This is a genomic window from Abiotrophia sp. HMSC24B09 (assembly GCF_001815865.1).
Taxonomy (GTDB): Bacteria; Bacillota; Bacilli; order Lactobacillales; family Aerococcaceae; genus Abiotrophia.
In genome coordinates this window covers 1-742 of the sequence record NZ_KV822193.1, presented here as the reverse complement: position 1 = coordinate 742, position 742 = coordinate 1, and the positions used below count along the sequence as shown (strand labels likewise).

The following is a 742-nucleotide window of genomic DNA, read 5'->3' as shown; positions in this document are numbered from 1 at the left end:
AACTTACACCCCAACCGTGACTAAGGTAACGCCAACTAGCACGCCAGCCACTTCAACTGGAGTGCAGGGCAAGAAACAAACAGCTCGTCCAGTCTTTACGCCAGGGAATTCATCGGTGCCAATGGATGATACCGTGCCAATGACCTTCGAAGACGGCACCACCACTAAGACCGTCATCGGCGAAGGGGCCTACACCATCCAAGCAGATGGCTCCATCGAGTTTGTGCCAGAGAAGACCTTCACGGGCCAAGGTTCGCCATTGACGGTTAAACGCGTCGATAAGAACGGCACCCCAGTGACGGCTACTTACCAAGCAAGGGTTGTCCCAGTTAAACCAGGTGCTAACAACGACTACTCTTCAGGCGTGGTTAACCAAGCCCAAACGGGTCAAGTTAAGTTTGTGCCAGGTTCTGCCAATATTAACGGTACTGAACAATCCGTTGACTTAGTTCCAGGTAGCCTCAAGTTTGTGGTCAATGGCCAAGCTGTGGCTGACACCACTATTCCAGCTTTGGACCAAGCAGGCAAGCAAGTCGGGACCTACAGCCTAGCCCAAGACGGAACCGTGACCTTCACACCAAATCCAGGTTACGTGGGTCAACCAGTCCCAGCCCGCATTCAAGCCACTGACGTTAACGGAACAACTGCTGAAGCAACTTACTCACCAGTAGTTAACGCTAGCGTAACTAGCGAGGGCATGAAGGGTCAAAGTCAAAGCAAGTTACCAGACTTCAAGGGCCAA

The 742-nt window shown here is 52.2% G+C and carries 1 pseudogene; it reads left to right on the top strand.

Annotation, left to right across the window (positions count from 1 at the left end):
• Positions 1-742 (top strand): annotated as a pseudogene (locus HMPREF3093_RS01210) (YSIRK signal domain/LPXTG anchor domain surface protein); the annotation flags it as partial.